The sequence below is a fragment of the Neisseria perflava genome (genome assembly GCF_019334725.1).
In the GTDB taxonomy this organism is placed as follows: domain Bacteria; phylum Pseudomonadota; class Gammaproteobacteria; order Burkholderiales; family Neisseriaceae; genus Neisseria; species Neisseria subflava_A.
Map to the genome: position 1 here is coordinate 1,301,479 of NZ_CP079818.1, position 20,872 is coordinate 1,322,350.

The 20,872-nt window shown below is 50.5% G+C and carries 22 protein-coding genes; 8 read left to right on the forward strand and 14 right to left on the reverse strand.

From position 1 onward, the window contains the following. Positions 1-19: 19 nt before the first annotated feature. The 8 genes from LPB400_RS06255 to LPB400_RS06290 form a co-directional block, all read right to left on the reverse strand. A complete protein-coding gene (locus LPB400_RS06255; RefSeq protein WP_107769002.1) occupies positions 20-1,723 on the reverse strand; it encodes an AMP-binding protein in 1,704 nt (567 codons plus the stop codon). 233 nt (positions 1,724-1,956) lie between these two features. Then, the gene (locus LPB400_RS06260) at positions 1,957-2,496 is read right to left on the reverse strand and encodes a septation protein IspZ (protein WP_107769003.1); all 540 of its coding nucleotides are present in this window, start codon (positions 2,494-2,496) and stop codon (positions 1,957-1,959) included. 77 nt (positions 2,497-2,573) lie between these two features. Continuing rightward, positions 2,574-3,359, reverse strand: coding sequence for a lysine exporter LysO family protein (locus LPB400_RS06265; protein ID WP_101755194.1), 786 nt, complete (start codon positions 3,357-3,359; stop codon positions 2,574-2,576). Positions 3,360-3,628: 269 nt separating this feature from the next. Beyond that, positions 3,629-4,063, reverse strand: coding sequence for a hypothetical protein (locus LPB400_RS06270; RefSeq protein WP_101755195.1), 435 nt, complete (start codon positions 4,061-4,063; stop codon positions 3,629-3,631). A gap of 118 nt (positions 4,064-4,181) precedes the next feature. Continuing rightward, complete coding sequence (locus tag LPB400_RS06275) at positions 4,182-4,430, reverse strand: acyl carrier protein (RefSeq protein WP_003680823.1); 249 nt, start codon at positions 4,428-4,430, stop codon at positions 4,182-4,184. Positions 4,431-4,442: 12 nt separating this feature from the next. Then, positions 4,443-4,703: a phosphopantetheine-binding protein gene (locus LPB400_RS06280; RefSeq protein WP_003680822.1), complete on the reverse strand. Its 261-nt coding sequence runs from the start codon at positions 4,701-4,703 to the stop codon at positions 4,443-4,445. Then, positions 4,700-5,458: a lysophospholipid acyltransferase family protein gene (locus LPB400_RS06285; RefSeq protein ID WP_003746415.1), complete on the reverse strand. Its 759-nt coding sequence runs from the start codon at positions 5,456-5,458 to the stop codon at positions 4,700-4,702. Before LPB400_RS06285 ends, LPB400_RS06280 begins: the two co-directional genes overlap by 4 nt. Beyond that, a complete protein-coding gene (locus LPB400_RS06290) occupies positions 5,455-6,216 on the reverse strand; it encodes a beta-ketoacyl synthase chain length factor (RefSeq protein WP_049332540.1) in 762 nt (253 codons plus the stop codon). The genes LPB400_RS06285 and LPB400_RS06290 overlap by 4 nt, the downstream gene beginning before the upstream one ends. A gap of 110 nt (positions 6,217-6,326) precedes the next feature. On the opposite strand from LPB400_RS06290, the gene LPB400_RS06295 reads away from it, so the two are divergent. The 3 genes from LPB400_RS06295 (at position 6,327) to LPB400_RS06305 (ending at position 8,838) form a co-directional block, all read left to right on the forward strand. Beyond that, the gene (locus LPB400_RS06295; protein WP_049348188.1) at positions 6,327-6,815 is read left to right on the forward strand and encodes a hypothetical protein; all 489 of its coding nucleotides are present in this window, start codon (positions 6,327-6,329) and stop codon (positions 6,813-6,815) included. Positions 6,816-6,880: 65 nt separating this feature from the next. Beyond that, positions 6,881-7,609: a 3-oxoacyl-ACP reductase FabG gene (gene fabG, locus LPB400_RS06300; protein WP_219088477.1), complete on the forward strand. Its 729-nt coding sequence runs from the start codon at positions 6,881-6,883 to the stop codon at positions 7,607-7,609. Continuing rightward, on the forward strand, positions 7,603-8,838 hold the full coding sequence (locus tag LPB400_RS06305) for a beta-ketoacyl-ACP synthase (RefSeq protein ID WP_070461762.1): 1,236 nt from the start codon (positions 7,603-7,605) through the stop codon (positions 8,836-8,838). Before fabG ends, LPB400_RS06305 begins: the two co-directional genes overlap by 7 nt. Before the next feature lie 94 nt (positions 8,839-8,932). Here the strand turns inward: LPB400_RS06305 and LPB400_RS06310 are convergent, their stop codons facing one another. The 6 genes from LPB400_RS06310 to rluD all read right to left on the reverse strand — a co-directional run bounded on the left by LPB400_RS06310 (position 8,933) and on the right by rluD (position 13,692). Further along, positions 8,933-9,457, reverse strand: a complete 525-nt coding sequence (locus LPB400_RS06310; RefSeq protein WP_070645928.1) for an RDD family protein — start codon at positions 9,455-9,457, stop codon at positions 8,933-8,935. Positions 9,458-9,548: 91 nt separating this feature from the next. Continuing rightward, a complete protein-coding gene (locus tag LPB400_RS06315) occupies positions 9,549-9,968 on the reverse strand; it encodes a hypothetical protein (protein WP_003746427.1) in 420 nt (139 codons plus the stop codon). 146 nt (positions 9,969-10,114) lie between these two features. After that, entirely contained in the window at positions 10,115-11,116 is a 1,002-nt protein-coding gene (gene holA, locus LPB400_RS06320; RefSeq protein ID WP_107791851.1) for a DNA polymerase III subunit delta, read from the reverse strand. Further along, on the reverse strand, positions 11,116-11,595 hold the full coding sequence (gene lptE / locus LPB400_RS06325) for an LPS assembly lipoprotein LptE (RefSeq protein WP_107791852.1): 480 nt from the start codon (positions 11,593-11,595) through the stop codon (positions 11,116-11,118). Before lptE ends, holA begins: the two co-directional genes overlap by 1 nt. 120 nt (positions 11,596-11,715) lie before the next feature. Beyond that, positions 11,716-12,486 (reverse strand): peptidoglycan editing factor PgeF, encoded by a 771-nt coding sequence (gene pgeF, locus LPB400_RS06330; RefSeq protein ID WP_219088479.1) that lies wholly within the window; start codon positions 12,484-12,486, stop codon positions 11,716-11,718. Positions 12,487-12,567: 81 nt separating this feature from the next. Further along, positions 12,568-13,692, reverse strand: a complete 1,125-nt coding sequence (gene rluD / locus LPB400_RS06335; protein ID WP_107791854.1) for a 23S rRNA pseudouridine(1911/1915/1917) synthase RluD — start codon at positions 13,690-13,692, stop codon at positions 12,568-12,570. On the opposite strand from rluD, the gene LPB400_RS06340 reads away from it, so the two are divergent. The 5 genes from LPB400_RS06340 to pflA all read left to right on the forward strand — a co-directional run bounded on the left by LPB400_RS06340 (position 13,691) and on the right by pflA (position 20,852). Next, on the forward strand, positions 13,691-14,494 hold the full coding sequence (locus LPB400_RS06340; RefSeq protein ID WP_004519923.1) for an outer membrane protein assembly factor BamD: 804 nt from the start codon (positions 13,691-13,693) through the stop codon (positions 14,492-14,494). The genes rluD and LPB400_RS06340 overlap by 2 nt on opposite strands. Before the next feature lie 324 nt (positions 14,495-14,818). Beyond that, positions 14,819-15,976 carry an ATP phosphoribosyltransferase regulatory subunit gene (locus LPB400_RS06345; RefSeq protein ID WP_107769007.1) on the forward strand — a complete coding sequence of 386 codons (1,158 nt, stop codon included), beginning with the start codon at positions 14,819-14,821 and terminating at the stop codon, positions 15,974-15,976. A gap of 43 nt (positions 15,977-16,019) precedes the next feature. Next, entirely contained in the window at positions 16,020-17,318 is a 1,299-nt protein-coding gene (locus tag LPB400_RS06350; RefSeq protein ID WP_199900365.1) for an adenylosuccinate synthase, read from the forward strand. A 302-nt stretch (positions 17,319-17,620) separates the two neighbouring features. Beyond that, a complete protein-coding gene (gene pflB, locus LPB400_RS06355; protein ID WP_219088482.1) occupies positions 17,621-19,906 on the forward strand; it encodes a formate C-acetyltransferase in 2,286 nt (761 codons plus the stop codon). Positions 19,907-20,045: 139 nt separating this feature from the next. After that, positions 20,046-20,852 (forward strand): pyruvate formate lyase 1-activating protein, encoded by an 807-nt coding sequence (gene pflA, locus LPB400_RS06360; RefSeq protein ID WP_219088484.1) that lies wholly within the window; start codon positions 20,046-20,048, stop codon positions 20,850-20,852. Positions 20,853-20,872 lie beyond the last annotated feature (20 nt).

The window sequence follows — 20,872 nt, forward strand, 5'->3', positions numbered from 1 at the left end:
AAAAAGTTAATAGGTATATTCAGACGGCCTCAAACACAATCCGTCCTGATGCACACGGATGCTCTCCGTTGTTGATTTTAAAGCTCAGTTTGTTTTTACCTTCATCAAATTTCAGCTCTACCGACACTTCATCGTGAGGACGGATAAACTGCTGATATTTTAGATTTTCGATGCGGATGACGCGCTGTTTGCCCCATGGCTGGGGCGCGATTAGGTTGCGCACCCATTGCAGCTCGACCACGCCGGGAACCAGCGGGAAGGTGGCAAAATGGCCGCCGAAATAAACCAAATCCAAAGGCACGCGCCCGATAAAAGTTTCGGTATTGGTTTCATCGTCAGATGATGTTTTCGACCAAACGGGAGAAGTTTGGGCAACGGTAAAGGCCGTCTGAAAATCCGACGCGGCTATTTTGGCTTGGGCATTGCGCGGCAGGTTGTCGGTAAAACGCCAGTAACGCGGCAGGGCGATGGTGTCCTGCGTGGCGGCCAAATGGCGTTTGAGCGTATCTGCGACCGCAGCGTGGCCTTTCTCACGCAAGGCGGCGATACCGTCTGCGTTCAATGCCGCCCATATGGCAATGCGTTGGTGTTGCGGATGACGGCCGCAGTGGGCGTCGGCAATCCAAGGGTGTTGTAAAAGTTCGTGTTCGATTTGGGTCAGCGACACGCGTTTGTCCTCAAATTTAATAATGCGGTCTTGGCGACCGAGTAACAGAAAACCGTCATCTTGCGGCTCGATCAAATCGGCGGTTTGGCGGCGTTCGGGCGACCAAGGCGAAGAAGCCCAAAGTGCGCCTTCTTCGTTTTGCCCGATTTCCACGCCTTCGAAAGGCTGCCATTCTTGGCGTTCGCAACGTGAGGCAATCACGCCGGTTTCGGTACTGCCATAAACTTCAAACGGGCGGACGGCAGCCTGTTGCAGCAAATCCGCCGTGGCAGAAGGAAGCGCGCCGCCGGCCGAGACAATGCCTGCAATTTTATGGCCGATACTTTGCCAGTTGCGGTTTTCGCCCAAGCGGTTGAGTACGGCCGGGCTGGCAATCCAAACCACTTTATCGTGTGCGGCCGTGCTGGAAAGCAGGTTTTCCGGATAAACCGCCTGCTGTCGTTCCATAGTCCAACCCATTGTCAGCGCGAGTGCGAAGCGAAATGTGAAGCCGTAAAGATGTTGCGGAATCACGCTGCCGATCACGGTTTCACCGTGTTGTCCAAATGGCAGCGTATTTGCCAAAGTCAGGGCTTCTGCCTGCATCTGCGCGGCGGTTTTCACAATAATTTGCGCTTCACCGCTGGAACCTGATGTTTTCAGCCATGCTTCGGCATGGTCGGGAATCAGATGGTTTTCAGGATAGGTGCTCAGTCCTTCCGATTCTGTTTGAGTCAATACATCAGGCAAGTGCCAGATGTTCAGGCCGTCTGAAGACAGCTTTTTATCTGTTGAATCCGTTAAAAACGCTTCTGCCGTTTTTCCCCACTCCAAATTGTCTTGCGCCAAATTGGGCAGCAATAAAACCTTTCCGCCAGAATGCCACACTGCCAACACGGCACAGGCAAACAGCGCGGCATCGTCAAACCACAGCGCGGCCGTTTGCACGCCTGCCTGTTTCAGACGGCCTGACAGATGAAAAACCGCACGGTTGAAATCAGCACGCGTCCAATTCGGATGGGCAGCGATAAGGTCGTGTTGGGGCAGGTCGGGGGATAGAATTTGGGTTAGGTGCATGATGGTTCTAAGGTTTTATAATTTTGATGTATTTGCCTTGGTATCTTCTTTGAATTGGGCCAAGCATTCATCGTATTGTTTGTTTGTCGTTTGGCGTACCAATTCGTAATCATTTGCCTGCCACTCTTCCAATGAATGGCTTTCACTTCTTTTGAAGCAATGGAGTAACCGATCGGTTTTGCCGTTTTGTCCGTCTACAAAAGGCTGATAATTGATGAAATATTTTTAATGGTTTAAACCTTCAAAACTAATTTCCGATAAATCCACTCTCCGGCAAATAATATTCCCATTAACACATACGACACGATGCCTGTATAAGCCGCCCACCAATCGTAATATTGCAAGCTTGCCAAAATGGCGGCGGTTGCGCCGTTGAAGATAAAGAACGCGCACCAGATTTTCGTAACGCGTCGAGTGTGGCGCACACCTTCGGGCGGCAGGTCGGGGTGTTGCAGTCGGGCGAGGCGTTCGATAACGGTTTGTTTGGCAAACAGGCTGCCGCCGAAAATGGCAAGCATCAGTGCATTGACGGCGACGGGATACCAATACATCGAGTCAGGCCGTCTGAAAACCAGTACCGCCGCAAAAAAGGCGGCAAGGATAATCGCCGTAATGCGTTGGGCTGTGGTTTGCGGCATGGCGGCGCGTATCAGCCATAACACACACATGGCCGCAGCAAGCCAGAAAAATGCGCCGTTTTCCCTGCCGTAATACCATAGAAGCGGATAGGCGAGGCTGGCAAGGGTCAGTAGGAATTTTCCCAGTGTTTTCATAATGGTGTTCGGTTTCAGATGACTTTTGGGTTTTAGGGGGGGAGGTCGTCTGAAAGTTGTTTGGAAAAATAGTAGGATCAGTTCAGCATGGCAATGGCGGCGGACAGAAAAAACGGTGCGACAAGGGTCAGGATAAAGCCGCTGACGACGGCGTATTTGATGTATTCGGCGCGGCAGTTTTCTTTTACAAAGGGCAGGGCGGAGTCCATTGCCGCTGCGCCGGAAATGCCGATTGCCGCCATAGGCTGCTTTCGTCCGTAGAAATACAGGAAGACGATGCTGATCATTTCGCGGAAAAAATCGGTCATAAACGCTGCCGCACCCATTTCGGGCGATACCGCTTTTCCAACCATAGGACCCGAAAGGGAGAACCAGCCGAAACCGCCCGACAATACCAGGCTTTGGGCAAACGAATAGGGCGAACATAGCGAAAAAACGAAACACGCGGCGGCGGTTGCAGCAACGGTCAGAAGCGGCAGCAGGAAAATCCTACGTCCGAATCCGCCAAGCTGGAAATGAACCAAGTCCATGCCAACCATGAAAATCAGCAGATAGAGGATATGGGTGCTGTCGATGGGCAGATTGCCGACCTGTCGCCCGAAAAAGGCAAATGCCGCGACACCCAAACCGAAAAAAGCAAAGGCTTTGAAACAGCCGTAAAAGGGTTTGATAAAGCTGCCCGATGGAGTGGGAGCAGTCGAGGCTTCGGGTTTGCGATAAAGCGCAATCAAGGTAAACGCGCTGATAATCAGTGCGAGCAGCAGGGCATATTTGACGATGTCCGCGCCCAGATTCGGGTCGGTAAAGACGCCGCCGAACTCATAGCCCATGAAAAAGAGCAGCAGCAGGACAATAAAGGACAAGGGTTTGAGTAGGACTTGTCGAAGGGGTGGTGCAAGAAATTTACCAGATAGGAAACCGGTAGATAACAATGCAAGAACAATAAAGATCGATGATAAAGATGATTCCATATTTATAATTCTCCAGTTGAAAATTATTGATTTGATATTAAATATTTTGTTTCGTAAGAGAGAAGTCAATTAATATCATTGTTCTTTGAGCAGGTTTGCCAGTTGCAGTTTGCGGCCGGTTTCGCATTTGATGTGGTCAATAAGGTCGATGGTGTCTTGGATTATTCGTTTTCTTCCTTATTTTTTTCAAAGGCTTCATGTTCTACGAGCAGCTTATAGTATTTTGGATAAAGCTTGGCGATGCGGTTACGGTTTTCCGAGGTGCAGAATTTTGCAACCTCTTTGGGTTCATGAGATTTAGGATAGCGGGAAAACATTTCAGTCTGCTCTTGTTTGGTCATTTTTTTGACCGTTGGGCAGATAGGGGCCATTGCTGATTTGCTGTTGGCAAATCCAGCCATATTCCATGCCAGCATCCCGTTACGTTGAGTTTCCTCGTTCGTGTTTTTTTCACAAAACTCCATATCGTTATACATATCCAATGAATCACGAATGACTTGCATACACTCGGCATGTGTCATTTTTTTGATGAGGGAAATTTCAGCGTGCGCAGACAAGGCGGGGAGTAAGAGCAGTAGGGAAATGAATTTTTTCATGGTGTTAGTTGTATATTATGGATAAGTGAGAAAGATTGATGATTAGGTTGTTTATTGATATTCAGACGACCTTGCCGGTGGGTAAGGCCGTCTGAAAATATGCTGATTCAAAGTAAAATCAGGAATCTTGTTGTACTTTCAAGACCGCTTGAACCACGTCTTCTACGGTACGCACGTTGCGGAAGTCTTCGGCTTGCAGTTTGCGGCCGGTTTCGCGTTTGATGTGGTCGATAAGGTCGATGGCATCGATGCTGTCGATTTCCAAATCTTCGTAGAGGTTGGTTTCGGGTTTGATGCGTTCCGGTTCGATTTCAAACAGGTTAACCAGTGCATCGGTCAGCAGGGTGCGTACTTCTTGTTCGGTCATCTTCTCTCTCCCTTATGCTTGGCGGCTCTTGACGAACTCGGCCAGTGTTTTGACATTGGCGAAGTTTTCGCGCAGGTTGTCGTTTTCACCGTCGAGCTGGAAGCCGAAGGTTTTTTGTACGGCCAAACCAAGTTCCAATGCATCAACCGAATCCAGGCCCAGGCCGTCGTCGCCGAAAAGCGGATCTTCGCTGCCGATGTCGGCAACGGTAATGTCTTCCAGACCTAAGCTGTCGATGATTAATTGTTTGATTTGGTTTTCTAAATTGCTCATGTGGTTTTCCTTGTAAAATAGTCTTGCAGGTATTCGTTTAAACGTCGTGCGGCGATGGGCAGGGGTTTTTCCGCCAGCCATTCTTCCGGCAGGATGTCGTCGCCGACGGTAATTTCATAATGAATTTTTTGTGGCGGGATTTTGTACCACGGTTGCCCCTTTTTGAAATTGGGCGGCGTCATCTTGATGCACACGGGCGTGATGACCGATGCGCTGCGCAAACCGAGCGATACAGCGCCGCGGTGCATTTTAACCTGTCCGTCCCAACCTGTGCGCGTGCCTTCGGGGAAAATCAGCATACTTTGCCCGCTTTTGAATACGGCGTCGATTTCTTCCAACATTTCCATGCTTTCGTCGTTGGGGATGTAGCCTGAAGCGATAATTTGGCTTTTCATGCTGGGGTTGTGCAGCAGGTCTTTTTTGACCAACACGTTCGGGTCGGGGAAGTGGCTGATCAGTAAAACAACATCCAAAAGCGAGGGGTGGTTGGCAAGGATGAGCTGGCCGGGTCTGCCGAGTTTTTCCAAGCCGTTGAAACGGACGCTCAATACCCCCGACCATTGCAGGTAGCCGACGAAGAAACGCCAAACTTTGCCTATCATGCGTCTTGCTTCAAGTTGGCGTTTGATGTCGCCTTTGGTCGATTTGAGCGTATAGGGTAAAAGTGCGATTTTGAATAATACGCCTGCAACACCGAAGAGGATGAAGCCGAAGAGTGTGGCAAAAAAGCGACGGAAATAGTCTAAAGTCTTCATGCGTTTTTCTGCCAGTGCCAGTTTCTACCGATATAGTGTTGCGTGTGTTGTCGGCCGTCTGAAAGCAGGAAGCGTACCCACTCCAAGCTGCTCCAATAGGGCTCGACTGTTGTATCGTTAGGGTTTTCAGACGGCCTTGCGGATGTGGTTTCCAAGCTTAAGGTATAGTCTTCGCCCTTTGTGATTACCAGTGCCAATGCATAGGCAAACGGCGCACGTGTAGCCAGGACGGGATAGTCTTCGGACAACGGATCATCGGCGACAATCACTAAAACAGATGGCGCACCGTCTTGCAAAAGCGCGAATGCCTCGGTCAGCGCGGTTTCAAAGGAATCGGCGGCAACGGCCAAGGCAGTATGCTCACTCATGTCTTTACGCAACATCGACCATTGCCCAATCGTTGCGTTGTGGACGGACAGGCCGAATGAGGTCGGCGACACGGTGTGCGTGTTCAAAAGCTCTTGCCATAATTCAAAGCTGCGGTTGCTTTCGCCGTCGTGAGAAACGTACACCGGTACGCTTTCAGGATATTGGTCGGCCAGATTCCATGCGGCATCACAAACCAAGCGCGCCGCTTTTCCCAAGCGGCGGCGTTGCATAGGCGGCAAAAAGGAGAGCGCGGGTTTGCACTCCGGCAGTGAGGCGGTATCGAGTTTTCCCTGCGCCCAGTCCTGCCATTGCTCCGGCGTACTGATTTTGCTGGAGGAGGCCTGCCATGCGGCGATATTGAAGCTGAAACGGCAAACGTTTTGAGGCATGATGTCTTTCAATGTTTTACATTTTCATACATTGTAATGAAATAGGTTAGTAAAAGCTAGGCTCTGTTATAATGCATATTGTAACGTAATTTATTCCCGGATGACATTTTATGCCTTCAATACCGAGTGCCCCGATTTATGATGTCGCTTCGCTGCTTCCGCACAGCGGACATATGGTGCTTATCGATTGTGTGAAAGAATTTGGCGATGACTACACGGTTTGCCGTGCGCCGGTTGGCGACAAGCATATTTTGCTGCAGGACGGTGTGTTGCCGTCTATGGCTTATATGGAATTGATGGCGCAGGGCATAGGCGCGTTTGCAGGCATTGAAGCTTTAAAGGCCGGAGAGCCTGTCCGTTTGGGTTTTTTATTGGGAACGCGCAAGCTGGATTTGTTTGCTGATTCCGTGCCTGTCGGTACTGAGCTGGAAGTCAGGGCGCATGTGTCCATTCAGGATTTGGGCGGCATGGGCGTATTTGATTGCGAGTTGCGCTGGACGGATGCGCCGGAAGATGTGAAGCATCTGTTGCCGCCGGACGGTTTGCTGGCAAAAGCCTCTTTAAATGTGTACAGTCCGAAAGACGGTCAAATCATTTAAACCGTTTACAAGGCCGTCTGAAAAGACAAAGATTCAGACGGCCTGTCGATATAGTGAGAAAACGTATGAGTGAAACTATTTTAATTACAGGGTCTAATCGCGGTATCGGCAAAGCCGTCGCGCTTGGTTTGGCGCAGGACGGCTTTGATATTGTCGTCCACTGCCGCAGCCGCCGCAATGAAGCCGAAGCCGTAGCGGAAGAAATCCGTACATTGGGTAGAAATGCGCGCGTGTTGCAGTTTGACGTGTCCGACCGCGAAGCCTGCCGTGAAATTCTGACTGCCGACATTGAGGCAAACGGCACATATTACGGCGTGGTGCTGAATGCCGGCCTGACACGAGACAATGCGTTTCCTGCGTTTACTGATGATGATTGGGACTTGGTGCTGCGTACCAATTTGGACGGTTTTTATAATGTGTTGCACCCTTTGACCATGCCGATGATTCGCCGCCGCAAAGCCGGACGGATTGTATGCATGGCGTCGGTGTCTGGTTTGACGGGCAACCGCGGTCAGGTCAATTACAGCGCGTCCAAAGCGGGCTTGATCGGCGCGGCAAAAGCCTTGGCGGTTGAGTTGGCAAAACGCAAAATTACCGTCAACTGCGTGGCGCCGGGCCTTATCGATACCGATATTATCGATGAGAACGTGCCTGTCGAAGAAATCTTAAAGGCTGTCCCTGCCACGCGTATGGGATTGCCCGAGGAAGTGGCGCATGCGGTGCGCTTTTTAATGGATGAAAAAGCGGCGTACATTACGCGCCAAGTGATTGCTGTGAACGGAGGTTTGTGTTGAATACCAGAAGAGTCGTTGTAACAGGTATCGGCGGTATTACCGCTTTCGGCCGTGATTGGCAAAGTATTCAGACGGCCTTTAAAGCCGAAAAAAACGCAGTCAAACACATGGACTGGAGCGAACGCTTTCCTGAATTGGAAGCGCAACTGGGTGCGCCGATTGAAGGCTATTCTCCTCCCAAACATTGGACGCGCAAGCAGCTCAGAAGCATGGGGCGTGTATCGCATTTGTGTGTCGATGCGGCAGAACAAGCCCTGACGGATGCAGGCTTGTTGGGTGATGAAAGCATTACCGACGGCCGTATGGGCGTGGCGTGCGGTTCGTCTGTCGGCAGTACCCAAGACATCGGCGATTTGGGCGAGCTCCTGCTGACCGGCACATCGCGTAATTTCAACGCCAATACTTATGTGCGTATGATGCCGCATACGACTGCCGCCAATATCGGCATTTTCTTCGGCTTGAAAGGCCGCATTATCCCGACTTCGAGCGCGTGTTCGTCCGGCAGCCAAGGCATAGGCTATGCCTACGAAGCCATCAAATACGGCATGATAGACATGATGCTGGCGGGCGGCGGCGAAGAATTTTGTCCGTCCGAAGTTTATGTTTTCGATTCACTTTATGCCGCCAGCCGCCGCAACGGCGAACCTGAGCTGACGCCGCGCCCTTACGACAACGCTCGAGACGGCTTGGTCATCGGCGAAGGCGCAGGCATTTTCGTATTGGAAGAATTAGAACACGCCCGTGCGCGCGGTGCGAAAATCTATGCCGAGCTTGTCGGCTATGGTGCCAACAGCGACGGCAGCCACGTTACCCAGCCGCAAAAAGAAACCATGCAGAAATGTATGGAGCTTGCGCTGAAAGACGCCGGTATTACGCCTGATAAAGTCGGCTATGTCAGCGGCCACGGTACGGCGACCGAAAAAGGCGATATTGCCGAAACATTGGCGACTGAGGCGGTATTTGGTTTTGTGCCGATGAGTTCGCAAAAAAGCTATCTCGGCCATACACTCGGCGCGTGCGGCGCATTGGAAGCCTGGTTTACCATTGAAATGATGAACAACGGCTGGTTTGCGCCGACTGTCAATTTGGAAAACATCGATCCGCGTTGCGGCAAGGTGGATTACATCCAAACTGGCGGACGTGAGATTCAAACCGATTATGTGGTCAGCAATAACTTTGCTTTTGGCGGCGTCAATACTTCGCTGGTGTTCAAACGTTGGCAAGAATAATCATTGCTTGATTTTATGATTAAAGGCCGTCTGAAACGTATCTTGAGTTTCAGACGGCCTTTATTTCATTTAGAGCTTGAGATGCTTGCGAATTTTATTCGTTTGTTTTCTTCTGATTTAAATCCACCAGCCTTGTTCCGGCCAAGAAGTCGTAGAGGAATTGGCGGTCGGGATGGAACAGGGCGAAGCCCCATGGCAGGATGAGCCAGATGAGCGCGGCTCCGAATGCGCCTTTGGGCGGTATATTGAGCAGATGACGCAATCCGGCGTAGGCAAGCAGGGGAATGAAAACAATAAAAATGCTGGCCCAAATAAAGCGCAGGCGCAGTTGAGGCAGGGGCGGCTGGGTGTCGTTTTTATCGGCTAAGCCGATTTTCCATGTTTGCATGGCGAGGGTTTGGCCTTTTTTGTGCCAGTTGGCGCGGAAGTAGAGCCACCATGCGTAGAACAGAATCAGGCAGGTTGTCAGCATGGACAGGCGCGTGGAAACGGGATTGAGAAAGATGGCGACAATACCGGCTGCAAGGGCGGCAATGCTGGTAACGGCGCCGGTCAGCAGAAGTTCGTAAACCAGTGCGGCGAGGCGGCGTTTGAGTGGGACGGTAGGAAGACGGGTCATAATGCGATGGAAACGGAAATGGGTTTGATGGAAATAAAAACAGGCCGTCTGAAACGGGATAGGATGTTCAGACGGCCTGTTACTGTCGGGATTAGCGATGTGGACGTTTTTGACCGCGTGCCTGTTGGGCAGCCATTTGGTTCATTTCCTGACGGGTCGGACGTTTTTTGAAGATGGCGTGCGCTTCGTCAACAGAACATTTTTGTGACAGGCAAACCAGGGTAATCGCGTCTTTTTGATGTTGGCCGCCGCTGTGGTACATACGGCGCAGGTTGGCTTCGTTGATACGGCCTTTTTCCGGGTCGATGTCGAATTTTTTCAGGCGCTCGAGGAATTGGCGTTGCTGACGGCGTGAAGTCCAAACGAAACCGCCTGCGGCAGCGGCCACGATGATGACGGCCAACAGAATGGCCAGCGGCCATGAATCGACAATCAGAACGATGATGAGGCTTAATACGGCAGTGGTCAGCAGGGCCAGACCGCCGATGCGAAGTTTGGTTTTATTATCCATATGGTTGGTGTTTCCTTGTTTTTTGCTGGAAGAGGCCGTCTGAAATGCGAGGTTCAGACGGCCTGAATTTGAGTTTACGCTATTTTACAGTATTTTCTGTTTTTGGGGCGTATTGCGTGCAAGTTTCTTGACGCGTGGCAACGGTTTCAAGCGGCCAGCGAGGTAACGAGCTGTTTGAACTCGGTCCATGCATCGCCTTCTTCCGCGCCTTTGATGATGCGGTCGATTTTGGCGCAGGTTTTGAGCGCGTCGAGCAGGCAGTTGATGGAAATGCGTTTGGCCGCCATCGGTGCAAGGGTCTGCTTGTCGCCCCATAAGCGCAGGCTGTTGCGCAGGCTTTGGATGTTTTGTCCCTGCTTGAGTGCGGCAGTCAGGCGGATTAGGGTGCGGATGTCTTCGGCAACCGCCCACAACAGCAAAACCGGCTCTTCGCCTTCTTCTTCCAAACCGTCCAGTAAGCGGGAAACGCGCAGGGCATCGCCTTTCATCCATGCGCCGGCCAGTTGGAATACGTCGAAGCGGGCGACGGTGGCAACTGCGGCTTCTGCGTCGGCAATATTGATCAAATGGCCTTGGGGATGGAGCAGGGCGAGTTTTTCGATTTCCTGACGGGCGGCTAAAAGATTGCCTTCGACGCGCTCGGCAAAAAGGGCGAGTGCTTCAGGTTCGATGTCCAAACCCTGTTGTTTCAGACGGCCTTGTATCCATTGCGGCAAAGCATGTGGCGCAACGGCTTTGGCTTCTAAGACGATGCCTTTGCCGGCCAATGCGGAAAACCATTTGGACTGGATTTGCGCTTTTTCAAGCTTGGGCAGGAGGATGAGCGTAACCGTATCTTCGGGCAGGCGTTCGGCGAAGGCTTGCAGGGCATCGCCTCCGTTTTTGCCGGGTTTGCCGTTGGGAATATGGATTTCCAGTAGTTTCAAATCGGCAAACAAACCTGCGCTGCCTGCGCTTTGCAACAGCTCGTTCCAGTCAAAATTGTTTTCAGCGGTATAGACTTCGCGGTTGAGATAACCTTGTTTTTTTGCGGCTGCGCGCAGCGTATCCAAAGCCTCGATGCGCAACAAATCCTCTTCGCCGTGAATAATGTACAACGGTTTGAGCGGCGTATCTGGGCGCAGGCTCTCAATGGGCGCGGTAGCCATTATTGCGCTTTCAGGAAAGTCAGGCGGCGGACGATTTGATCTGCGGCGTCGATGCGCATTTCAGACCAAATGGTTTCTTCCTCTTCCTGTTTGCCCAAGACTTCGCTGTCGGCGTAGTCCATGGTGCGGTGCACCTTGACTTCCATCGGTTCGCCAACCGGCTCGCCGTTGCGGAAGGCTTGAGCTTTGACGGTCATGGCCAGCAGGTATTCGTTGACCGCGGCGGCGCGGGTGATGGTGTAGATGTCGCGGCGTTTTTGGAAGTCGACAACGCGCAGGGTGATTTGTGATTCGGCTTCGCTAACCGGATGGCCGTCGGCACGGCGTAAGGCATTTTCCAGCGCTTTTTGCATGACGGCTCCGCCTTCTACATGCCAGTTCTGATAAGGCAGCGGCTGAGAAGTCACGCCTGTGCCTTTCAGGTGGAAACCGCAAGAGGCAAGCAATAGGGCGATTGCAGGCAATAGGATTTTTTTCATTGGATATTCCTTCGTTGAAACCGGTTACGGTATCGTCGGATTATAACGAATAATGTTTAGGCCGTCTGAAACCGTAAACGGAAAGTATTTCAGACGGCCTTGTTTTTGATGGTGCAAATCTTATTTTTCCAACCAAATCAGGCTGACCATGCGGCCGGTTTGTCCGTCGCGGCGGTAGGAGAAGAAAGTATCGCGTTCCAAAACGGTGCAATGGGTGCCGCCATAAATCATGTTCACGCCTTCGCGGTGCAGAATTATGCGCGCCAAAGCGTAAATGTCGGCAAGGTATTTGCCGCCGCCGATGTCTTCAAACGCATCGGCAGCTTCCGGCATGGGTGTGCAAAACGCATCAAATACATCTTGTCCCACCTCAAACGCATCAGGGCCGATGGCAGGCGCGAGATAGGCCATGATTTCCAACGGCTCGACATTCATTGCCGCAATGGTATTTTGCAAAACGCCGCCGGCCAAACCGCGCCAACCCGCATGGGCTGCCGCAACCACCGTCCCTGCTTTGTCGCAAAACAAGACGGGCAGACAGTCGGCAGTCATGGAAGCGCAGGCGACCGTGCCCGTCGTATCCACCGAGGCATCGGCGTCGGGCGTATTGTCTAACGCTTCGGCGGCGTTCACAACAATGGTGCTGTGGATTTGATTGAGGTAGGCAACGGGCAGGCCGACTTGTTCCTGGACGATTTCACGGTTGCGGAGCACGGCTTGCAGATTGTCGCCGACGTGCGAACCGACATTCAGGCTGCGGTACACGCCTTCGCTGACACCGCCGTTGCGCGTGGTAATAAGCGTTTTAACATTGGCAGGGGCAGGCCAGTCGGCAGTCAAAAAATTCTTGCCTTGCGGGGCGAGGTTTAGGGTTTCTGTGATGGTTTTCATAATCTTTGAATCGCTGAAATATTGGAACGGATTGATTTCAGACGGCCTCAGATAATATTTTAGGCCGTCTGAAAAATGGGTTTAATCCCTTACATAAACGACTTCGACATCGTAGTCGTCTTCATTCCAATCGTCGTCATCGTTCGTACCGAATTTCTCCTGCCATTCTTCTTCATTACTTAAAGACGAATCCAAACCGGCTTCCAAACGCAGGACGGAAAGCAGGTGGTACATATCGTCAGGCATAGGCGCTTCAAAGGAAACAGTTTCGCCGGTTTTCGGATGGACAAAGCTCAAGCGGTAGGCATGCAGGGCTTGGCGCGCGCCGAGGGCTTTGACGGCTTCTTTAACCGCGTCGCTGCACGGGTGGCGCAGGTTGCCGTAAACAGGGTCGGCGGCCAGCGGATGGTTGGCTTCGCGCATATGGACGCGGATTTGGTGGGTGCGGCCGGTTTCGAGCGAGCATTCGATGTAGCTGTGTGCCAGATAACGTTCCAACACTTTGACGTGGGTGATGGCAGGTTTGCCGCCGAATTTGACGACTGCCATTTTCAGGCGGTTGTGCGGATCGCGGCCGATTTGGGTTTCGATTTTGCCGTCAAAAGGAACGATGCCGTTGGCGATTGCGCGGTAAATGCGTTTGACTGTGCGCTCTTGAAGCTGTTGAACCAGTGAGTTTTGCGCCGGCAGGGTCTTGGCGACCACCATCAGGCCGCTGGTTTCTTTGTCCAAACGGTGTACGATGCCCGCACGCGGTACTTGGCTTAATTCGGGACAGTGTGCCAACAGGCCGTTGAGCAGGGTGCCGCTCCAGTTGCCTGCGGCAGGGTGGACGACCAATCCGGCCGGTTTGTTGATGACGATGACGGTATCGTCTTCATAAATGATGTCCAAATCCATCGGTTCGGGCGTGAACGCGAGGTTTTCTTCGCTCGGACGTACCGTAACGGCAATCAATTCACCGCCTATCATTTTGTCTTTGGGTTGAGCGGGCTTATCGTTTACAATGACTGCACCCTCTTTAATCCACGAACTCAGGCGGCTGCGCGAGTAGTCGGGCATGAGTTTGGCCAATACGGCATCCAGCCTTCCGCCCGCCATTTCGAGCGGAACGGTCAAATTAACACAACTTTCTGTTTCGGGGGATGACGGAAAGTCTAAATCATCGCTATAATCGGCTTCGTTATCAAAGGAAGTATTCTGCATGAAAAAAATTCTTTTAGTAGTTTCTTTAGGTTTGGCACTGAGTGCCTGCGCAAATAAAGGCACAATCGATAAAGACGCCCAAATTACTCAAGATTGGAGTGTGGAAAAGCTTTATGCCGAAGCGCAAGACGAATTGAACAGCAACAATTATACGCGAGCTGTCAAGTTATACGAAATTTTAGAATCCCGTTTTCCAAACGGCCGCTATGCACAGCAGTCCCAGTTGGATACGGCGTATGCCTATTATAAAGACGATGAGCCGGAAAAAGCCTTGGCTGCCATTGCGCGCTTCCAACGCCATCATCCGCAACATCCGAATATGGACTACGCGCTGTACTTGAAAGGTTTGGTCCTGTTTAACGAAGATCAGTCTTTCTTGAACAAGCTGGCTTCCCAAGACTGGTCCGACCGTGACCCGAAAGCTAACCGCGATGCTTACCAGGCGTTTGCCGAGCTGGTGCAACGTTACCCAAACAGTAAATACGCTGCCGATGCAACCGAACGCATGGCCAAGCTGGTGGACGCTTTGGGCGGTAACGAAATGTCTGTGGCGCGTTATTACATGAAACGCGGTGCTTATGTTGCAGCGGCCAACCGTGCGCAAAAAATCGTCAGCCGTTACCAAAATACCCGTTATGTCGAAGAAGCTTTGGCGATGATGGAATTGGCGTACAAAAAACTGGACAAGCCGCAACTAGCAGCCGATACGCGCCGCGTTTTGGAAACCAACTTTCCGCAAAGCCCGTTCTTGCAACACGAATGGCGATCTGACGATATGCCTTGGTGGCGTTACTGGCGCTAAGCGTCGAGTTGTTTAGGCATGAATAAGGCCGTCTGAAAATGATGCAGCTATGCATTTGGTTTTCAGACGGCCTTTGTTTTTAATGTTTTTTTACGTTCTCTGTAAACAGGGTGCAAAATTCGTTTTAATATGGTAAAGTCTGATTTTAATAACTTGACGGTTCGAAGCCGTTACTCAGGGGCTGTTTAAATTTAAAATCAGTTTTGTTGAAGCCGCATCGGATTTGCCGTTGACGCATTCAGGAAAATTTCAGTCGTCAGGCTGATTTGGTTTTAAATTTAAGCAGCCCTTTATGTTTACAAAAAAAAACAGAGGTAGATTCTCATGAAGTCTTGGCAGCTTCCTGAACACGTTGCCGACGTGTTACCGACCAATGCCCGACAACTGGAAAGCGCCCGTGAGCAGCTGTTGGCTTTGTTTCGCGTGCATGGTTATGAATTGGTGCAACCGCCATTGATGGAATACAGCCATTCCTTATTGACGCATATCGATGCCGGTTTGTCTTTGAAAACCATTTTGGTCGTCGATCAGCTTAGCGGCCGTCAGCTCGGTATCCGCGCGGATATTACGCCGCAGGTAGCGCGTATCGATGCCCACTTGCTTTCTGCCAACCAAGGTATCAACCGTTTATGCTACGCCGGTTCGGTACTTCATGCGCGTCCTGACGGATTGCTCAATATGCGCGAACCTTTGCAGGCGGGTGCGGAAATGTACGGCTTGGAAGGCATTGAAGCGGATATCGAATTGATTGATTTGATGCTGAAAAGCATGAAGATTGCCGACATGGGCGAAGTTTTGCTTTCATTAGGCCATATCGGCGTATTCCGTGCTTTAGCAAATGCCGCGCATTTGGATGAGCAGCAATCGGCAATCCTGCTGTCATCGATGCAGGACAAAGATGCCGAGGCTGTCAGCCAGTTGGTCAAAGAGTGGAAACTTGACGGCATGTGGGCAAAAGCGTTTTCATTGTTGCCCCGATTGTATGGCGGTCGTGAAGTGCTGACTGTGGCTAGAGAGAAATTACCCGAATTGTCCGCAGTCAGTGTGGCTTTGGATGAATTGCAGGCAGTATGCGATGCGTTCCCAAATCAAAAAGTGCATATCGATTTGTCGGAACTGCGCGTTGACAATTACCATACCGGCTTGCTTTACGCGGCTTATGGTTCAAACCGTCATGATGCCGTGGCACGCGGCGGCCGTTATGACGGATTGGGCGGATACTTCGGACGCGCGCGTCCTGCAGCCGGATTCAGTTTTGATTTGCGCAGCTTCATCGGCCGCCTTCCTGCTATCGGACGGGAGTCCGTGGTGGCTGTCGATGTAAAAGACATGCCTGCGGCTCAAGAAGCGGTAGATGCTTTGCGCGAACAAGGACAATGTGTCGTTATCGATTACGGTATCGGCTATAACGGTTCGGAAGAGGTTACAGGCCGTCTGAAACAGGTAGACGGCGTTTGGAAAGTAATCGCTTTGAACGATTGAGTTTTATTTTGAAATTTTGTATCTGAAATAAGGTTAGATGGCTATGGCTAAAAATGTTGTCGTAATCGGTGCCCAATGGGGTGATGAAGGCAAAGGTAAGATTGTTGACTGGCTGGCGGAAGAAGCCAGCGGTGTTGTACGTTTCCAAGGCGGCCACAATGCCGGCCATACTTTGGTCGTCGGTGGCAAAAAAACCATTTTGCGCCTGATTCCAAGCGGCATTTTGCATGAGACTTTGGACTGCTTCATCGGCTCAGGTGTTGTCGTTTCTCCTGAAGCATTGTTGGGTGAAATCGACGAATTGAATGCTGCCGGTGTGAAAAACGTCGAAGGCCGTCTGAAAATTGCGCCGACCTGCCCATTGATTCTGCCTTACCACATTGCGCTTGACCAAGCTCGCGAAGCTTCCCGCGGTAAAAGCAAAATTGGTACAACCGGTCGCGGCATCGGCCCGGCTTATGAAGATAAAGTTGCTCGTCGCGCGATTCGCGTGGTGGACTTGTTGCACCCTGAAAAACTGGTTGAAAAACTGGAAGCCGTTTTGGCTTATTACAATGTTCAGTTGCAACACCTGCACAATGCCAAGCCGGTAAAAGTTGAAGACGTGATGGCGGTCATTGAAAAAGTTGCACCGCGCATTACGCCGATGATTACCGATGTTTCCTGTGTTTTGAACGAGAAAAACCGCAAAGGCGAAAGCCTGTTGTTTGAAGGCGCGCAAGGTACGTTGCTGGACATCGACTACGGTACTTATCCGTTTGTAACTTCCTCCAACTGCTTGGCTGGTGCCGCTTCTGCCGGTGCAGGCGTAGGTCCGCAAATGCTGGATTATGTTTTGGGTATCGTTAAAGCCTATACTACCCGCGTGGGTTCCGGTCCATTCCCGACTGAATTGTTTGATGAAGTGGGCGCAGGTTTGGCAGAGCGCGGCCATGAGTTCGGTTCTGTAACCGGTCGTGCGCGTCGTTGCGGTTGGTTTGACGCGGCTGCTCTGAAACGCTCTATTCAAGTTAACGGCATTTCCGGCATGTGCATTACCAAGCTGGACGTGATGGATGGTATTGAAAACATCAATATCTGTGTAGGTTATGAATTGCCTGATGGCAGCAAAATCGACATTCTGCCTTGCGGCTCCGATGCGGTAGAAACCTGCAAACCGATTTATGAAACCATGCCGGGTTGGAGCGAGTCGACTTTCGGCGTGAAAGAGTACGACAAGCTGCCTGAAAACGCTAAAGCTTATCTGAAACGTATTGAAGAAGTGTGCGGTGCGCCTGTGGCCATTGTTTCAACCGGTCCTGACCGTGAAGAAACCATTGTTTTGCATCATCCGTTTGCTTAATTGAAGAAGTGAATAAAAGGCCGTCTGAATTTTCAGACGGCCTTTTATATAAAATGCAATAAAAATTCAGCCCTGAAGAACACCTGTCTTCAGGGCTGAATTTTGTATTTTACGCTGTTTTTAAGTACGAATGTTTGGAAAGTGAGATGTAGTGCCAAGTAACAATTATTCTCATTGACGTAAATCAAGAAAAACCAAATCTGTAATTTTATTTCATAAAAACCCCTGTAAATAAATGGGTATTGATGTTATCCTTTCAGAAAATTTACAGTCTATATTTTCAATAAAATTAGGAGCTTGATATGTCAAATGATGTTCAGCAACGTCCAGCCGCTTGGGAAGGTTTTGTCGGTGGCAACTGGGAAACCAACGTAGATGTCCGCGATTTTATTCAAAAAAACTACACGCCATATGAAGGCGATGCCTCTTTCTTGGCACCAGCAACCGAAGCCACAACCAAACTGTGGGCGGAAGTGATGGAAGGTATCAAGGTTGAAAACCGTACACACGAGCCGTATAAAATCGACGCGCAAATCGTCTCCGGTATTACCAGCCACGCTCCAGGCTATATCGACAAAGATTTGGAAACCATCGTCGGCCTGCAAACAGACGAGCCTTTGAAACGCTCCATCATGCCGTTTGGCGGTTTGAAAATGGTGCAAGACGCGTGCAAAGTGTACAACGTTGAATTGAATCCTGAAGTCAGCGAAATTTTCACCAAATACCGCAAAACCCATAACCAAGGCGTGTTTGACGTTTATACGCCCGACATCCGCCGCTGCCGTAAATCAGGCGTGATTACCGGCCTGCCGGATGCCTATGGCCGCGGCCGTATTATCGGCGACTACCGCCGCGTGGCATTGTACGGTATCGACTTCTTGATGAAAGACAAACTTAACCAGTTCAACTCACTGCAAGCCGATTTGGAAAACGGTGTGGACTTGGAAGAGGTCATCCGCCGTCGCGAAGAAATCAACGAACAATACAAAGCCTTGGGTCAAATGAAAGAAATGGCGGCTTCTTACGGCTACGACATTTCCGGCCCTGCAAAAAATGCACAAGAAGCCATCCAATGGACTTACTTTGCCTACCTTGCTGCCGTTAAATCTCAAAACGGCGCAGCGATGTCCTTCGGCCGTGTATCTTCATTCTTGGATATTTACATTGAACGCGACCTGAAAAACGGTGTGATTACCGAAACCCAAGCGCAAGAATTTATCGACCACTTAGTGATGAAACTGCGTATGGTCCGTTTCCTGCGTACGCCTGAATACGACCAACTCTTCTCCGGCGACCCGATTTGGGCAACCGAATCCATCGGTGGTATGGGCTTGGACGGCCGTACCTTGGTAACACGCACCAACTTCCGCGTGTTGCACACCTTGTACAACATGGGTCCGTCTCCTGAGCCGAACATCACCGTATTGTGGTCTGAACAACTGCCACAAGGCTTTAAAGAGTACTGCGCCAAAGTATCCATCGACACTTCGTCTATCCAATACGAGAACGACGACTTGATGCGTCCTGACTTCAATAGCGATGACTACGCTATTGCCTGCTGCGTGAGCCCGATGATTGTCGGCAAACAAATGCAGTTCTTCGGCGCCCGTGCCAACTTGGCAAAAACCCTGCTGTACGCAATCAACGGCGGTGTGGATGAAAAATCTAAAGAACAAGTTGGTCCGAAAACCGAACCGATTATGGACGAAGTCTTGGACTACGACACTGTCTTTGCGCGCATGGACAAATTCATGGATTGGCTGGCAACCCAATACGTTACTGCCTTGAACATCATTCACTACATGCATGACAAATACAGCTACGAAGCTGCATTGATGGCATTGCATGACCGTGATGTGATCCGTACGATGGCTTGCGGTATTGCCGGTCTGTCTGTGGCTGCCGACTCTCTGTCTGCCATTAAATACGCCAAAGTGAAACCGATTCGCGACGAAAACGGCATTGCCGTTGACTTTGAAATCGAAGGCGAATACCCACAATTTGGTAACAACGACGACCGCGTTGACGAGATTGCCTGCGACTTGGTTGAACGCTTCATGAAAAAAGTGGCAACCCACAAAACTTACCGCAACGCCACTCCGACTCAGTCCGTACTGACCATTACTTCCAACGTTGTTTACGGTAAGAAAACCGGTAATACTCCAGACGGCCGCCGTGCAGGCGCTCCGTTTGGTCCGGGTGCAAACCCAATGCACGGCCGTGACGTCAACGGTGCAGTCGCTTCATTGACTTCCGTAGCCAAACTGCCATTTGAGTTTGCCAAAGACGGTATTTCCTATACCTTCTCCATTATTCCTGGCGCGTTGGGTAAAGACGAGCATTCCCGCGAACGCAACCTTGCCGGTCTGATGGACGGTTATTTCCATCATGAAGAAGGAGAAGTGGAAGGCGGCCAACACTTGAACGTCAACGTATTGAACCGTGAGACTTTGGAAGATGCGATGCATCATCCGGAGAAATATCCGCAGTTGACCATTCGCGTGTCCGGTTATGCGGTTCGCTTCAACTCGCTGACCCGCGAACAACAGCTTGACGTGATTACCCGTACGTTCACAGAAACCATGTAATCCGGGTGACGAAACAAACTAGAAGCTAAATTTGCATTTGGTTTGTTTTGAAACAAAGCTCCAAGGCCGTCTGAAATGTTCAGACGGCCTTTATTATCGTACAATTCACATCAGCAAAATTATTTTTGAGCCGAACATTATGTCCACGACTTTTGCGATCACTCCCGAGCCGGAACTGAAAAACCTTGGCCACCGCCACTATAACGGCAAAGGCATTATTCATTCGATTGAATCTTGCGGCGCTGTCGATGGTCCGGGTTTGCGCTACGTGCTCTTTTTGCAAGGTTGTCTGATGCGTTGCCTTTATTGTCATAATCGAGATACTTGGGATTTGCATACCGAGCAGGCACAGAAATTGGATGTGGCAACCGTGATGAAGCAGGTTATGACCTATCGCCATTATCTGCGTGCGACAGGCGGAGGCGTAACGGCAACCGGCGGCGAGCCATTATTGCAATATGAGTTTGTACGCGACTGGTTTACGGCCTGTCGGGAACACGATATTCATACCTGTCTCGACAGCAATGGCTATGCTTTGCACTATGATTCAATTTTGGATGATTTGCTCGATCATACCAATTTGGTCATGCTTGACTTGAAACAAATCGATCCTGAAATTCATAAAGTACTCGTCGGTATTCCCAATACCAAAACGCTGAAATTTGCGCGCTATCTTGCCGAACGCAATCAGCCGACACGGGTACGTTATGTGGTTGTTCCCGGTTATACCGATGATGAGCGGTCAGCGCATTTATTGGGCGAGTTTATCGGTGATATGGATAATGTCGAAATGGTCGAGCTTTTACCGTATCACGAATTGGGCGCACACAAATGGGCTTTGTGCGGCGACGAATACAAATTAAAAGGCGTACATCCGCCGCCTAAAGAAACTATTTTAAAAATCAAAGAAATATTAGAGAGTTACGGAAAAAATATTATTTATTAAAACAGAAAAAGGCCGTCTGA